Raw genomic sequence first — 13,783 nt, 5'->3', positions numbered from 1 at the left:
CTCTATCAGTGGTATGCAGTCTATTGGGTATAACATTTCCTTTGGAGTCTAACTCATCGCTTCGATCTTGAATTTCATTTACAGCCAAATAAATCCAGCTCTTTGGCAGAAAATTATAGGAGAACAAAAGTCCGCTAATAATTCGTTCGATTTGTTTTGAGGATCTTATATAAAGATTATCAATATAAATTCTAACATTTAAATCATTGATCGGTGTAAAAGAAATAAAAGGCCGTGCGTTATAAGTAATGTCCTCTATATTACCATCGGGATTACCTTCTATCCATGCATTTATGGATGTGCCTAAGTTCAGTGTATTGAAGATTTTCCAATCAAAATAAGAACCAATCCATGAATAAAATGCTAAATAATCTCTCGAGAAGTTATATGTTTTTGAATAACCGCCCCAAACATTCAAATGCCATTTCGACGAAATGTTCATCCAGGTACTGAATGAATATTCTGTATAGTTAAATTTAACATCCGAATCTTTCGCTCTGCCTGCTGCAACATTAATTTCATAACCCCAGTTATTCCGGAATTGCATATTAAATCCTAAGACTGCAACGCGATCTAAATAGTTATCGATATTTTCATAATTCAAAGCCGCGCCGCCGTAAAGCAAGATTTGGTTTATATAACCTTGATCGAAAAACCAAATAGGTCCAGTTACACCAACAAATTCGCTTGTTCCTGACCATGGAACAAATCCAACTTGATTGATATCGAATTTTTCTCCGATGTAACGGCCACGGGCTAATGTCATCCATTTATTTGTAAATCTTGTGAATCCGAATGACCCAGCAAAATCCCCTTCAGAATTTTTAATTGATCGGGCAAGCTGATAGGATAACTGCCAATCAGAACCTCTGAAAGCGCCATCAATATCTAGAACTCCATTCGTATTCCCATTTGAATATTTTCCAACATAAAGTATTCCAAGAGTTGAGTTGCTAAAGAATTGTTTTTTCACTCTAGCGGATGTGAAATAAGCTCTTGGTTCAGTTTTAATTTCACCATCGTCGATGTAATTCGTTTCACCCGTCATTGCCATGAATCCGCCATATTCCCAATCATCAATTCTCCCGAATGCTTTTGTGCCGACTGTCAGCGGGACTTCGTTCCCGTCAGGAAGAATTTTTCCAATTCTCCGCGAGTAAAACAATTCAAGCGGTCTATAAAATCCTGAATTTCTTTCTCTTCCTGAAGCCATGAATATCTCATGTCCTTCGGTGAAAAATGGTCTGCGTTCTTGGAAATACGATTCATATCTGGAGATATTAAATGAATACGGGTCAGCTTCAATTTGTGCAAAATCTGGATTCGCGGTTAGTTGAAATGTTAAAGCTCGAGATGGATTATAAAAAATATCAATACCGGCATTTGGATCGATTTTGTATTTATTACTTTGAAGAAGGGTGGCCTTTGAAATTGCTACAGGATAAACTTCCAAGTTTAAACCTTTAACTGAAGGGTGGAAATCTTCGAACAGCAATTTTCCGAATTTTGAAATTCGCTGCCCTTCATTTTGTTCATAATGACACCAGAAAGAAAACTCATTTAAGTGTGCAATCCATCTATCAAAATCCAATCCCCAACTGATTGAAGTCTCATCATATTGGATTGATTTGTAAGGAACTTCCATTTCAACAGTATAACCCCAATCATACATTCTGGTTTCTGCTGACCAAATACCATCCCAGCTGTAATCACGGTTGCGTGCATCATCCAACATTCGTGCATCACTGCGTACCCCGGTAGACGAAACGGCAAGTTTATAAGCGGTTTTTTTATCGTTAAATGTGTCGAGCATAATTGAAACAGCATCACCATAAGATTCATCGAGCTTGCCTGTATTCAGCTCAATCTTTTCTTTGTCGTCATAGCAAATGAATAAACAATATAGTGAGGACTCTGTAGTTAGCACTTTAACCGTAGTTAACTTTTCGGAATCTTTTCCATAGAAAGGGCGCATTTGAAAAAAACCTGAAATAGAATCAGCTGTATTCCAAATAGATTCGATCTCGCCGTCAATTTTAATGTGGATATTTATCTTCCGTAATAAGATTTTTTTTTCGCTGTTATTCGAAGCAGAAAAAATAACAGAGGCTGTAAGTAAAATGATTAAAAAATTTCTCATGACAACCTGAATACTTTTGAACCATTAGACGAAGAGTCTGCTAAATGGTTTCAGTGCTATCAGAAGAAAATTATTTCATATAAATCATTTTTTTCGTTTCGATAAAATTAACAGCACGAAGTGGATTTGCTTCTCTCACCACAAGCTGGTAGAAATATATACCGCTTGGTAATCGTCCATCAGTAGACGGATCGTTAATTGTTAATTGTACTTCATATTCGGCGGGTGATTTTTCTCCATCAACTAAAACAGCAACTTCTCTACCGAGAATATCAAAAACTCTGAGAGAGACATAACTGGATTTTGGGATTTGGAATTTGATATTTGTCACAGGATTGCCCGAATAGGCAGCTTCGCCAAATGGATTTGGATAATTCTGCTGCAGAAAAAAAGTTTTTATCTCTTTTTGCGGTTCAATTGAAACTTGAGTTATTGGACTATCACTGTGTTCTAATTTTATATAGTCGAGATGCCAGTCTACTGGTTCTTCTGCATCTCCCTTTGCAATCACTTCAACCCAGCCAGCTTTTCTTGTTTCTGGATAACCAATTATTTGATCTGAAATGATTTCTACGCCGTCAAGCTTAATTTTTATTTTTGACGAAGTTAGGGTTTTTGTGAATATAAACTCCCAATCATGAAATGAACTTGTGTCAAGATTTCCGCTCCATACTCTGACAAAAACAAATCCCGTTCTTACGAGCCAAATCTCGTCTTTAAGAAAAAGTATTACCAGCCTTTGTGATGTTGTGCTAAATGCATATTCAGCACCAACTTTCGGTACGATTGTTTTTGTATCCCAAGTACCGGTTCCATCGATCGGACTTCCATCCATTGTATCAATTTGAGTTGAAGTGCATAGTTTATTGAATTTCATTAGGCAATTGACACGATAATAATTTTTAATAATACCGTTGTCATATAAAATATCAGCTTGCTTCCACGCACCAGTATCATTGTCGAAAAGATGGAAAAAACCAGATGGCTCAATTTTCACAAATGCGCTTCCAGAAGATTTGTTTGTCCATTAAATCAGATTATTGCAATGCTCCTCTAAATAGATTTCTGAACATGCAGATCTTTCCGGTAAGCTTAGAACTGCAATAGCAAAAATGAATATTGCATAAAATAATTTTAATTGGAGATGATTTGTTCTCTTCATCAGTGTTCAGCTGATGTTAAAAATAATTGATTCATAAGTCAAGAATTACATTTTAGATTCATGAAAAAGAATAAAAATTTATACCATTTTTCTTAGATTTGTCTTTACCAATTTAAACTTATTACTAAGACTCTTGTCTAATCATCGACAACGTTTGTACTAACTAATCAATAGAGAGGAATTTAACAATGAAGTTTAATCAAACTTATTTTTTATGTTTAACTCTGCTTGTCGCTATGATGATCAACGTATCATCAGTTGATGCACAGACAAAACGAGAAAGACTGGAAGTAAAACAGCGTATCGATCAAATGGTAAATACTTTGAAAAAAGAACTGTCTTTAACAAAAGATCAAACTGAAAAAGTAAAAGGAATTGTCACCGAAAATTTTAAAAATGCTGAAAAAGATCGAGAAAACTTTGAGGGTGACCGTGAGGCAAGAATGAAAATGAGAATGGATCGCCTACAGGCATTGGATAAGAAAATCGAATTGATTTTAACTAAAGAACAAAAAGCAAAATATGAAGATTATAAAAAAGAACGTGTTCAAAGATTTCAGCAAATGCGTCCACGACAAAACGAAAGAGACCCAAGATAATTCAAACCAAAAAAAACATTTTAATTCCATGAAAAAATATTTAATAGTAATCAGCCTTCTGCTTATAGTCATTTTGGGCGGTTGGTACTTTTTCCTGAGAGAAATTGAAGACACCGAAGGCTCGTTTGAACTAACTGAAATTAAAAAAGGAAATATTGAAAATATTGTTTCGAGTACTGGAACGCTGATAGCAGTTGGCACTGTGGAGGTAGGTACGCAAGTTTCCGGAATCGTTGATCAAGTTTATGTCGATTTCAATGATGTTGTTAAAAGGGGGCAGATACTCGCAGTTTTGGATACTATAAATTTAGCAATTGCAATTCGAGACGTTGAAGCAGGAATGATAAGAGTACAAGCACAGTTAGAACAAGCTCAAAGCGATTTTGAAAGAAGTCAAAAGCTTTACGAAAAAAATTTGATATCCGAACTTGAGTTCACTGTAGCAAAGACTCAACTTCAATCTTCGCTTGCATCATACAAATCTTCCCAGGTATCATTAGAAAGAGCAAAAAATAATTTGAAGTATGCCGTAATTCGTTCCCCAATAAACGGTAAAGTAATAAATAGAAATGTTGAACCAGGGCAGACTGTTGCTGCAAGTTTCTCAACCCCAACTTTATTCCTTATCGCAAACGATTTGAGCAGAATGGAAATAAAGACTCAAGTAGATGAAAGTGATATCGGTTCGATTGAAGTCGGGCAGGATGTTCGGTTTTCTGTTCAAGCTTATCCCGATGAAAAATTTTCTGGTACAATCAAACAAATCCGTCTTCAGCCGCAAACAATTCAAAATGTTGTAAACTATAACGTAATTGTTGACGCAGATAATGAAGGCGAATTACTTTTACCAGGAATGACAGCTACGGTCGATTTTATCATTGAGCAGAAGGAAGATGTTCTTTTAGTTCCGAACTCAGCACTTCGATTCCAACCAACTCAAAAAATGATGGACGAATTCCGTGAAAACATGCAGAAACAATTTGAGTCTATGCCCGATTCCATTAGAAATCAAAGAAGGCAGCAGTTCGGAAATATGAGTCAGAGTGGCAGAGGAATGGGCGAAAGAATCGGACAATTCGGTGGAGTGGAGATGAGTGGAACTAATCAAAGAAACAGTGGAAGATTATGGTACATCGATGAAAATGGTAAGCTTAACATTTTACGTGTGCAAACAGGTGCAACAGATGGTAAGGTCACTGAAATCAGCGGACGTAATATTGAAGAAGGCAAAAAAGTTGTTATGGGACTTTCTAAAAAAGAGCAGCAGAGCCAGCAAAATAATAGAATGCCGTCATCAACGTTTAGAAGAAGTCCATTTTAGAGTTTAGTATGGCAATTATCGAAACTAAAAATCTTACAAAAGATTATTTAATGGGGAATGTGGTTGTAAATGCACTGCAAGGAGTTGATTTTAGAGTCGAGAAGGGTGAGTTCGTTGCAATCATGGGAGCTTCCGGTTCCGGGAAATCTACCTTGATGAATTTAATCGGGTGTCTTGATGTTCCATCTGGCGGCGATTATTTTTTTGATGGAGTAAATATAAATTCGCTCAACAAAAATGAATATGCTGAAATAAGAAATCAAAAAATTGGATTTGTGTTTCAAGGATTCAATCTGCTATCGCGAACGACAGCCTTGGAAAATGTTGAGCTTCCTCTTTTTTATGATAGAAAGCATAGAATTAAAAATCCTCTACAGCAAGCATTGGACTCACTCGCAAGAGTCGGCTTGAGTGATAGAGTACATCATGAACCGAATCAACTTTCTGGTGGGCAGCAGCAGCGCGTTGCTATTGCACGTGCTCTTGTTAATAATCCTTCAGTGATTTTGGCTGATGAACCGACTGGAAATTTAGATAGTCACACTTCCATTGAAGTTCTTTCTGTTTTTCAGGAATTAAATGAGCAAGGTATAACTGTAATTATCGTTACACACGAAAATGATATTGCTCATCATGCGAAAAGAATAATAGAAATGCGTGATGGAATAATCACGAAGGATTATCAAGTTGAAAAAGATTAATCGCAAAGAATTGAATGAAGTAAAAATATAAAATTATGAAATGGCAGAATCTTTTCAAGTCGGCGTTTAGAAGCATGCTTCGTTCAAGAATGCGAAGTCTTCTAACTACATTAGGAATTATTATTGGTGTGAGTGCGGTAATTGTAATGGTAGCAATCGGTCAAGGAGCTCAGCGAGATATCGAAAATCAAATCTCAGCACTTGGAACAAATCTAATTATTATTTATCCAGGTGCAACTCGTGTTGGAGGTGTAAGCCAAGGTGCAGGGAGTTTCAATAGATTTACAATGGAAGATATCGATAAGCTGACAAAAGAAACTACACTGCTTGAAGGAATTTCTCCTGTTGTTCGGTCCGGTGGTCAAATCATCGGCGGTACAGGAAATTGGAGCACATCTGTTTTCGGAGTCTCGCAAGATTATTTAAATATCAGAGATTGGCTGATTGAATCAGGTGAATTTTTTACCGAAAGAGAAATTCGGGCAAAAGCAAAAGTTGCAATACTTGGTCAGACGATTGTAAAAAATATTTTCGCCGATATGGATCCAATTGGACAAACTATTCGGATAAGAAATGTTCCATTTAAAGTTATTGGAGTATTAGCTGCGAAGGGACAAAGTGCAAGCGGAGTAGATCAAGACGATATGATTCTTGCTCCATCTACCACTGTTTTAAATAGGCTTGCTGGCGGCAGACACATTAGTTTTATTTTTGCAAGCGCAGTTACACTTGAAAAATTAGAAGATGCTCAAAATGAAATTCGTGCTGTATTGCGTGAAGCTCACAAATTAAATCCTGGCGATGATGATGACTTTACGATCCGCAATCAATCAGAAATTGCCGATGCGGCTTCAGAAACATCGCGAGTTTTGACATTGCTTTTAGGTTCAATCGCTGGAGTTTCTCTTATCGTCGGTGGGATCGGAATCATGAATATCATGCTTGTTTCCGTTACAGAAAGAACTAGAGAAATTGGTATCCGTTTGGCAATCGGCGCAAGAGAAGTTGATATAATGATTCAATTTTTAACCGAGGCAGTTGTATTGAGCTTAATTGGAGGGCTGATAGGAATACTTTTAGCTTTTGGAATTGTCTATATTCTGAATGATTTCAGCGAACTTAGTGCCGTGATAAATCCTGCAATTGTATTTCTTGCATTCATATTTTCAGGGGCGGTTGGAATCTTCTTTGGATTTTATCCTGCGCGCAAAGCATCAAGGCTAAATCCCATCGATGCTTTGAGGTATGAGTAGCTAATTAACGAAGTTACTTAGAATGAAAATAGCACACTGATCCGTCAGCGAATGGACACAGATTCTCTAATTTTCACCTACTTAATATTTGTTCTGTTTATTACTGAGAAAAAATAAACTTGTCATTCTTCTCGTTCACATCAGGGTAACGAGAATTTCCTAATACAATAGATATTACTTTCTTTAGCACATCTGTTTCAATTAAAAATTCATCATTGCCGTTTTTCCACACCTCTGCAGATTTATAGATTGTAAAATCGATTTCATCATCAAAAATAACTTTAAGCGAAATCGGAATTGGAAGTTTACCGATTTTTTCTACAGTTACTTTGAGTTTCCCTTTTTCAATCTTTGCTTTTTTTATTCCCAGATCAGGAAATCCATTTTCAAAGAACCAAGGATTCCAAAACCAGCTCAGATCTTCTTTTAAATAATCGTTAAACGATAAAAAGAAATCGAATGGAATCGGATGTTTGCCATTCCATCGCTTCATATATTCGCGCAGCGCTGAATCGAATTTTTCTTTCCCTAGGGTTGCTCGCAGGATATCATAAGCGATCCCAGGCCTTGCATACGCTGCCACTCGATAGGAACTTCCATGCAATAAATTTGAAGGCACCATCAATGCCATTTCTATTTCTCTGCCTGCAAAACTATTATAACCTAAAATGTTTCTTCTACGAGGATTTGAATTGGGAACGGTTTCTTCCTGCAAATCAAGCGGAAGCATCACGGCAAATCCTTCATCCATCCACGCATATTTTTTTTCGTTGATTCCCATGTAAAATGGAAAGTACGTGTGTGCGATTTCATGCGCGGCTAAACCAAATGTACCTGCAAAGGAGGATGAAGAACTATTATTGCACATCATTGGAAACTCCATTCCCCCTTGTCCGTTGAAAACTGTCATCGCCGGATAAGGATAAGGTACTCCCGGAAGCTCATCTGAAAAATATGAAATGATTTTTCTAGAAATATCAGCTACATCGAAAAAGTCTTTCGATTCTTTTCGATATGCAGCGGCGATTAAACTTTTTCTTTTAGTGGACTTGTCGACTCTCAAACTTGATGCATCCCATAAATAGTGATCGCTTGTTCCAAAGGCAAAGTCTGGGACATTTTCAGCTTTGAAATTCCAAGTGACAAAATCTTTATTCGCAGTCAATTGATTACGATTTTCAAAATCGTCGAGAGTTACGATTCTTATCACCGTATCGGAGGTTAATGCTTTTAGATACTTTTCATAAACTGCCTCACTTAAAGTTTCAGCTGGACTTTGAAGTGTTCCTGTTGCCCAGACAAGAAAATTATTTGGCATTGTTATTTGAACATCGTAATTGTTGAAATCATTGTAGAACTCTTGTTCTCCATTGAATGGCAGCACATCCCAACCATCTATATCGTCGTATACTGCAACTTGCGGATACCAATAAGCAATGAAGAATGTTGTTGAATCGTAAGTTCCCATTCTAATATTCGATTTCCGTGAAATAGTGAAGTTCCATTTAGCCTGAATTACTATCGACTCATTGGGCAAAAGATGATTTGAGGAATCGAGATTAACGATAAGATTTGTATTCTGATTTTGAACAAATTTTCTATCGTCTAAATTAATTTCTTTTTCATTTAGAGACAGCATTTCAATTTGAACACCATCATGAAGATCGTCGGGATTGATTGGAAAATTTCTTGCCGCTCCTTTTTTAAAGAAGTTTTGATACAGTCTGATTACAACTCTATCAAGAGTATCTGGACTTTGATTATAATAAACAATTATTTCTTCACCGATCAATTTCCGTGTCGGTGGATCGATTTGAACTTTTATTTTATAGTCGGCTCGATTCTGCCAGTAGTTCGGGCCAGGAATACCGGCTAATGTTCGAGTGCCGTTCTTATATGCCTCATTAATATTTCTTGGAATGAAAAATGTGTTTTGTGCATGAACATTTGATAAGGCAATTAATAAGATTAAAAAAACAATGCTTCTAATTATTGAATTTTTCATATTCTCTCCAGAAACTAGTTTAAGGTTTAAGTGGATCAAAGTTCGAAAGTCTTTCCAAAAAGTTTAAAACTTCTTTATCCCAGTAAACCCAATTATGAGTACCGGGAGTTTCGTGATATTCATACATGACATTTCTTTTTCTTAGCTTATCCGTAAGATTTTTATTTGATTCTAACAATCCGGTCAGATTATCATCCTTTCCGCATGCTATATATAGGAATGGAACAGAATTCGGATTAGAGATACTATCAGCTAAAATCAACGCATCATTTTTGTTCCAATGCTCACTTTTTTTCGGGCCGAAAGCATCTTTCAAACTTCCATTTAAATTTCCTCCATTTGATTCGATCATCGATGGATAGCGGAAAGCACCACTGAATGAAGCAGCAAAGAAAAAGTAATTAGGATACTTCAATGCAAACTTTATGGCACCATATCCTCCCATCGAAAGTCCGGCAACCACTCGACCATGTCTGGTTGTAATTACACGATACTTCTTCTCAACATTAGGAATTAGCTCCTTGATAATGTAATCTTCATAATTGTTGTTTTTCTTCGAAGGAGAATTTGTGTACCAACTGTTTTTTCCGTCTGGTGTTACAATAATGTAATTAAAATCTTTGGCATACTTCACGATAGACGTTCTTGTGATCCAATCATTTTCACCACCGCTGTACCCGTGCAATAGGAAAATTGTTATGTATCTTTCTTTGTTCTGTTTATAATCTTTTGGAAGAATCACATTATATCTCATATACGAGTCAACAGCGTAGGAAAAAACAGAGTCTCTTATAACTTCTACACTTTGCCCATTCAATATTGAGACAACGAAAATTTGGATGAATAAAAATAGTTTAATTGTGCGGTTCATAAATCTAAAAAAATTTTGTGCAATATATGGAAGATTAAAATCTATTGCATAATGAGATGTGGAACTTAGATGGAAAAATTTTGTTGTAGTTTATTATGTTATAGTCAGAACGAGAAGAAGAAAATGAAAAAAGTGTATTTATTAATATTAGTAGTTATGCTTGGCTCATGCAATGAAGTACAAAATCAAACCTCATTTACAACGGTAAAGTCAGAAGGAGAAAAATCTAATATCATGTACGATACAGCAACTTTTGGTGCGGGATGTTTTTGGTGTGTGGAAGCAGTATTTCAGGAATTAAACGGTGTGCATTCAGTTGTTTCGGGGTACTCAGGAGGAAGCATTAATAATCCGGAGTATGAGCAAGTTTCTTCGGGCACAACCGGATTTGCTGAAGTTTGTCAGATACAATATGATAAATCCAAAATCTCATTCGAAGAATTACTCGAAGCATTTTGGATGAGTCACGATCCTACCACACTTAATCGACAGGGAGCTGATGTTGGGACACAATATCGGTCAGTGATATTCTATCATGATGAAAATCAAGAAGACTTGGCGGAAAAGTACAAGCAAAAATTAAACAATGCAAAAGTATTCGATAAACCAATTGTAACTGAAATAAGTCGATTTGAAAAATTTTTCCCAGCTGAGGATTATCATCAAAACTATTATAAAGAGAATCCTAATAAGCCGTACTGTCTTTTTATAATCCGTCCAAAGCTTGAAAAATTTAGAAAAGTGTTTAAGGAAAAATTGAACAAGTGAGTTTGACAGATTATTCATTAATGTTTATATTTGCACTCCAAAATTGTAAAGAAATCGGTTCAATTATTGTAATTGACTGATATTCAATTGAAATAATGAATTTTGTTCCATTCCGCGATAGCTCAATGGTAGAGCATGCGGCTGTAAACAAGAATGAAAAAAGATTCTCGAAAGTACTCCTATAGAAGAAATTACTTGATCTCTGCTGTAAAAAAGCGAAGACAAGAGATTCGACTGAAATCAATCGAGTACAAAGGAGGTAAGTGCCAGTATTGCGGCTACTCTAAATGCAATGACGCGTTAGAGTTTCATCACCTCGATGGAAAATAAAAAAACTTTGGGATTTCAAAAAAAGGATATACTCGAAGTTGGCATAGAGTGATGAAGGAATTAGATAAATGCATATTATTATGTGCAAATTACCATCGGGAATTACATTCAAAAAGTGCAGCTTTCCCGAGTAATCGGGATTGAAAAATTGGGTGAATTCAGGGAAGCCTAAACAGCCAACATGTTTGCTGTAAGGTAATCCTGAGCGAAGTTCCGTGAAGAGAACACTTGTAACGGAAAACGTGCAGAGACTAGAGGATGAGGATTCTCACCAATAAACCTCACAAGCGCCCAACTCCCTTCATAAGGGATGATGAGATAGTCCAGCCCATTTTGAAAAAGATGGAAAACTGTAACCGCAGGGTTGTAGGTTCGAGTCCTACTCGCGGAGCAAAATTAATCCCGAAATCGTCATCGGGATTTTTTATTTATGTATACAGTTTATGGAATATACTCTCCACAATTCAATAAAATATACATTGGTCAAACCAACGATTTAGATCGTAGAATTACTGAACATAATAATGGAGTTTTCGCAGGTTATACCAAGCGTTTTATTCCTTGGGAAATAGTCTATACAGAAAATATACATACCCGCAGCGAAGCCTTGAAGAGAGAAAAGCAACTTAAATCACAAAAGGGCAGAGCCTTCATCTGGGACATTATCAAGAAGAAATATTCATTTTAAAGTTGTAGGATTCGATCCGTTAGCCAACGGACTACTCGCGGAGCAAATGAGCCTGGTTTTTATGCCAGGCTTTTTCATTTTAAAATAGTCCAAGTTAAACCGCAGGGTTGTAGAGCCTGTCCCGACTCATCAGTTAAACTCTATTGCGTAAATTTGACAAGAGTTAGTCGGGATTCGATCCGTTAGCTAACGGACTACTCGCGTTGCTAAATTAACAACACTCCGTTTTCTCAGGGCTTTTATTGTTGTATGTTATTGAATAGACGCCCAACTATTAATAGGGTTTAATGTCTTGATATAAAGTTGGTCTTTTGACTGCAGATTCAACTCAAGTTTATAAAAAAAGAAACCCGACTTTTCGCAATATATAACGAAACGAAAAAGTCGGGTTTCAATACGAAATTTAAACTTTAGTTTACACTTTTAATCTCTAAAACATGGACCTCTTAATCCATCAATCCACTCATTCCAAATCACCAGCTGACGTTCGGTAAGAATTGAGCCAATGTTATTCAGTAAAGTTATCTTGCATCTGCAAATTGCAGCTTGTGCTGCTTGAACATCGGGATCGGCTTGAATTAATTCTTTCGTCCTAATGTTCAATTGTTTTATAAGCCCTTTCGCTTGTTCACGCGTAATTTCACCGCTTTTTACTTTTGCCAAAATCTCTCGGCGCTTTTCATTCGCCGCATGGATATATGGAGCGACTGCGGCTTTAAATGCACGATGCGGTTCGGTTACACATTCTTTATGAGCAATCAAATAATTCTTTACTTGAAGCAGCTGATCATCGCTGAGATTAAGTTTTTTCAAAATGTAAAATAAATGTCTGCCGCTTTTGCCTGGCGACCAGTCTTTGCGAAAATCTTTCCCCTTATCAAATGGATCGGAATAGCTCATTGGAATATCGACAGAGGCATCAACAAGTCCATCCATCGAATCTTCAAAATCAAACACTGCATAGTCCGGGGATGCATATTTTTCAGAGAATGGAGAATTAACTTCCATTTTTTCTTGGCACCCGATAGTAAAAAATACTAGACCGATTATTAAAGCAGCAAGAGATGAGAAAACTATTTTTTTCATTTGTTTAGCTCCATTGTATTGATTATTTCGTTTTTCTCTTTTGACAAGAAAATCTAAAATTAGGTTTAATCTTTCTACGTTGTAACCTAATTATCAACAGACAAATATAATTTATTTTGGGCAAATTATAAAATTTGCTTAAATATTTTTATGAGGTTCTTTATTTTTGCTTATGAATGTAAATTATCTAATAAATTTGGTTTTAGTGCTTAATATAGCACTTACACTATCTGCAAGTTTTACTTCAGTCACAAAAAGTTTCAAGTCGGCACTTGGCGGAAGTAAAGATAAACCAAAAACATATCTCCAATTTTTTCCGAAACTAATTTCTACATTCATCTTTGTATCCGTAATACTTGGAATATTTGGAATTGGAATTACTGATTTCACTGGCAGGAGTTTCGATCAAATCAGAATAGTTTTTTTAATAATTTATGTAGTCTCAAGCTGGCTGCAAATTTGGAGCTTCAAAGAAATGAAAGAATTGAATACGCAGGATATTTTGATTTTGAGGAAGCATCGTATTGTTCAAACTGGACTGTTCAGATTCCTCAGGCATCCAATATACTTCTTTCAAATTTTACAGGATGTTTCTGTTGGGATTGCACTCGCAAGCTGGCTGGTTTTTCCACTCACGATTTTATTTGAAATTCCATTATTAATTCTTCGAGCAAATTTTGAAGAGAAACTGCTTATAAAACATCTCCCTGCTGAATATCCTGATTATAAAAATCGCGTAAGAAAATGGCTGCCGATTCCAAAAAATGTAAAAGCGGACCGTTGATCCGCTTTGCTTGCTAAAAGTAAATTTTAAAAGATTTTACATGTGCTCAACAATGTTTTTTCCGAACTCTGAGCA

12 protein-coding genes are annotated in these 13,783 nt (G+C 36.2%); 7 read left to right on the top strand and 5 right to left on the bottom strand.

Annotation, left to right across the window (positions count from 1 at the left end; all coding sequences use genetic code 11):
* Positions 1 to 2,140 (bottom strand): carbohydrate binding family 9 domain-containing protein (locus FJ213_11160; GenBank protein MBM4176712.1); only part of this gene is annotated, 2,140 nt, incomplete at its 3' end.
* Between the two features lie 70 nt (positions 2,141 to 2,210).
* The gene (locus tag FJ213_11155) at positions 2,211 to 3,137 is read right to left on the bottom strand and encodes a T9SS type A sorting domain-containing protein (GenBank protein MBM4176711.1); all 927 of its coding nucleotides are present in this window, start codon (positions 3,135 to 3,137) and stop codon (positions 2,211 to 2,213) included.
* A gap of 353 nt (positions 3,138 to 3,490) precedes the next feature.
* On the opposite strand from FJ213_11155, the gene FJ213_11150 reads away from it, so the two are divergent.
* From FJ213_11150 to FJ213_11135, 4 genes are read left to right on the top strand one after another with little or no spacing between them, the layout of a single operon-like run.
* Positions 3,491 to 3,901, top strand: a complete 411-nt coding sequence (locus tag FJ213_11150) for a hypothetical protein (GenBank protein MBM4176710.1) — start codon at positions 3,491 to 3,493, stop codon at positions 3,899 to 3,901.
* A complete protein-coding gene (locus FJ213_11145) occupies positions 3,825 to 5,222 on the top strand; it encodes an efflux RND transporter periplasmic adaptor subunit (GenBank protein MBM4176709.1) in 1,398 nt (465 codons plus the stop codon). The genes FJ213_11150 and FJ213_11145 overlap by 77 nt, the downstream gene beginning before the upstream one ends.
* Positions 5,223 to 5,230: 8 nt before the next feature.
* Positions 5,231 to 5,923: an ABC transporter ATP-binding protein gene (locus tag FJ213_11140; GenBank protein MBM4176708.1), complete on the top strand. Its 693-nt coding sequence runs from the start codon at positions 5,231 to 5,233 to the stop codon at positions 5,921 to 5,923.
* A 35-nt stretch (positions 5,924 to 5,958) separates the two neighbouring features.
* On the top strand, positions 5,959 to 7,176 hold the full coding sequence (locus FJ213_11135) for an FtsX-like permease family protein (protein ID MBM4176707.1): 1,218 nt from the start codon (positions 5,959 to 5,961) through the stop codon (positions 7,174 to 7,176).
* A 100-nt stretch (positions 7,177 to 7,276) separates the two neighbouring features.
* On the opposite strand, the gene FJ213_11130 is transcribed toward FJ213_11135, so the two are convergent.
* Positions 7,277 to 9,181, bottom strand: a complete 1,905-nt coding sequence (locus FJ213_11130; GenBank protein MBM4176706.1) for a M1 family metallopeptidase — start codon at positions 9,179 to 9,181, stop codon at positions 7,277 to 7,279.
* A gap of 19 nt (positions 9,182 to 9,200) precedes the next feature.
* Positions 9,201 to 10,052 (bottom strand): esterase family protein, encoded by an 852-nt coding sequence (locus tag FJ213_11125; GenBank protein MBM4176705.1) that lies wholly within the window; start codon positions 10,050 to 10,052, stop codon positions 9,201 to 9,203.
* 123 nt (positions 10,053 to 10,175) lie between these two features.
* On the opposite strand from FJ213_11125, the gene msrA reads away from it, so the two are divergent.
* Positions 10,176 to 10,820 carry a peptide-methionine (S)-S-oxide reductase MsrA gene (msrA, locus tag FJ213_11120; protein ID MBM4176704.1) on the top strand — a complete coding sequence of 215 codons (645 nt, stop codon included), beginning with the start codon at positions 10,176 to 10,178 and terminating at the stop codon, positions 10,818 to 10,820.
* A 760-nt stretch (positions 10,821 to 11,580) separates the two neighbouring features.
* Positions 11,581 to 11,838 (top strand): GIY-YIG nuclease family protein, encoded by a 258-nt coding sequence (locus FJ213_11115; protein MBM4176703.1) that lies wholly within the window; start codon positions 11,581 to 11,583, stop codon positions 11,836 to 11,838.
* A gap of 423 nt (positions 11,839 to 12,261) precedes the next feature.
* On the opposite strand, the gene FJ213_11110 is transcribed toward FJ213_11115, so the two are convergent.
* The gene (locus FJ213_11110; GenBank protein MBM4176702.1) at positions 12,262 to 12,924 is read right to left on the bottom strand and encodes a hypothetical protein; all 663 of its coding nucleotides are present in this window, start codon (positions 12,922 to 12,924) and stop codon (positions 12,262 to 12,264) included.
* A gap of 172 nt (positions 12,925 to 13,096) precedes the next feature.
* On the opposite strand from FJ213_11110, the gene FJ213_11105 reads away from it, so the two are divergent.
* Complete coding sequence (locus FJ213_11105) at positions 13,097 to 13,708, top strand: isoprenylcysteine carboxylmethyltransferase family protein (GenBank protein MBM4176701.1); 612 nt, start codon at positions 13,097 to 13,099, stop codon at positions 13,706 to 13,708.
* Positions 13,709 to 13,783: the final 75 nt, after the last annotated feature.

It is taken from the genome of Ignavibacteria bacterium, assembly GCA_016873845.1.
Taxonomy (GTDB): domain Bacteria; phylum Bacteroidota; class Ignavibacteria; order Ch128b; family Ch128b; genus JAHJVF01.
The sequence above is the reverse complement of the archived record's forward strand: the minus strand, read 5'-3'. Positions and strand labels throughout refer to the sequence as shown.

Coding starts and splice junctions, on each gene's coding strand:
- FJ213_11150 (MBM4176710.1), top strand. CDS start 3,491: ATGAAGTTTAATCAAACTTATTTTTTATGTTTAACTCTGCTTGTCGCT.
- FJ213_11145 (MBM4176709.1), top strand. CDS start 3,825: ATGAAGATTATAAAAAAGAACGTGTTCAAAGATTTCAGCAAATGCGTC.
- FJ213_11140 (MBM4176708.1), top strand. CDS start 5,231: ATGGCAATTATCGAAACTAAAAATCTTACAAAAGATTATTTAATGGGG.
- FJ213_11135 (MBM4176707.1), top strand. CDS start 5,959: ATGAAATGGCAGAATCTTTTCAAGTCGGCGTTTAGAAGCATGCTTCGT.
- FJ213_11130 (MBM4176706.1), bottom strand. CDS start 9,181: ATGAAAAATTCAATAATTAGAAGCATTGTTTTTTTAATCTTATTAATT.
- FJ213_11125 (MBM4176705.1), bottom strand. CDS start 10,052: ATGAACCGCACAATTAAACTATTTTTATTCATCCAAATTTTCGTTGTC.
- msrA (MBM4176704.1), top strand. CDS start 10,176: ATGAAAAAAGTGTATTTATTAATATTAGTAGTTATGCTTGGCTCATGC.
- FJ213_11115 (MBM4176703.1), top strand. CDS start 11,581: ATGTATACAGTTTATGGAATATACTCTCCACAATTCAATAAAATATAC.
- FJ213_11110 (MBM4176702.1), bottom strand. CDS start 12,924: ATGAAAAAAATAGTTTTCTCATCTCTTGCTGCTTTAATAATCGGTCTA.
- FJ213_11105 (MBM4176701.1), top strand. CDS start 13,097: ATGAATGTAAATTATCTAATAAATTTGGTTTTAGTGCTTAATATAGCA.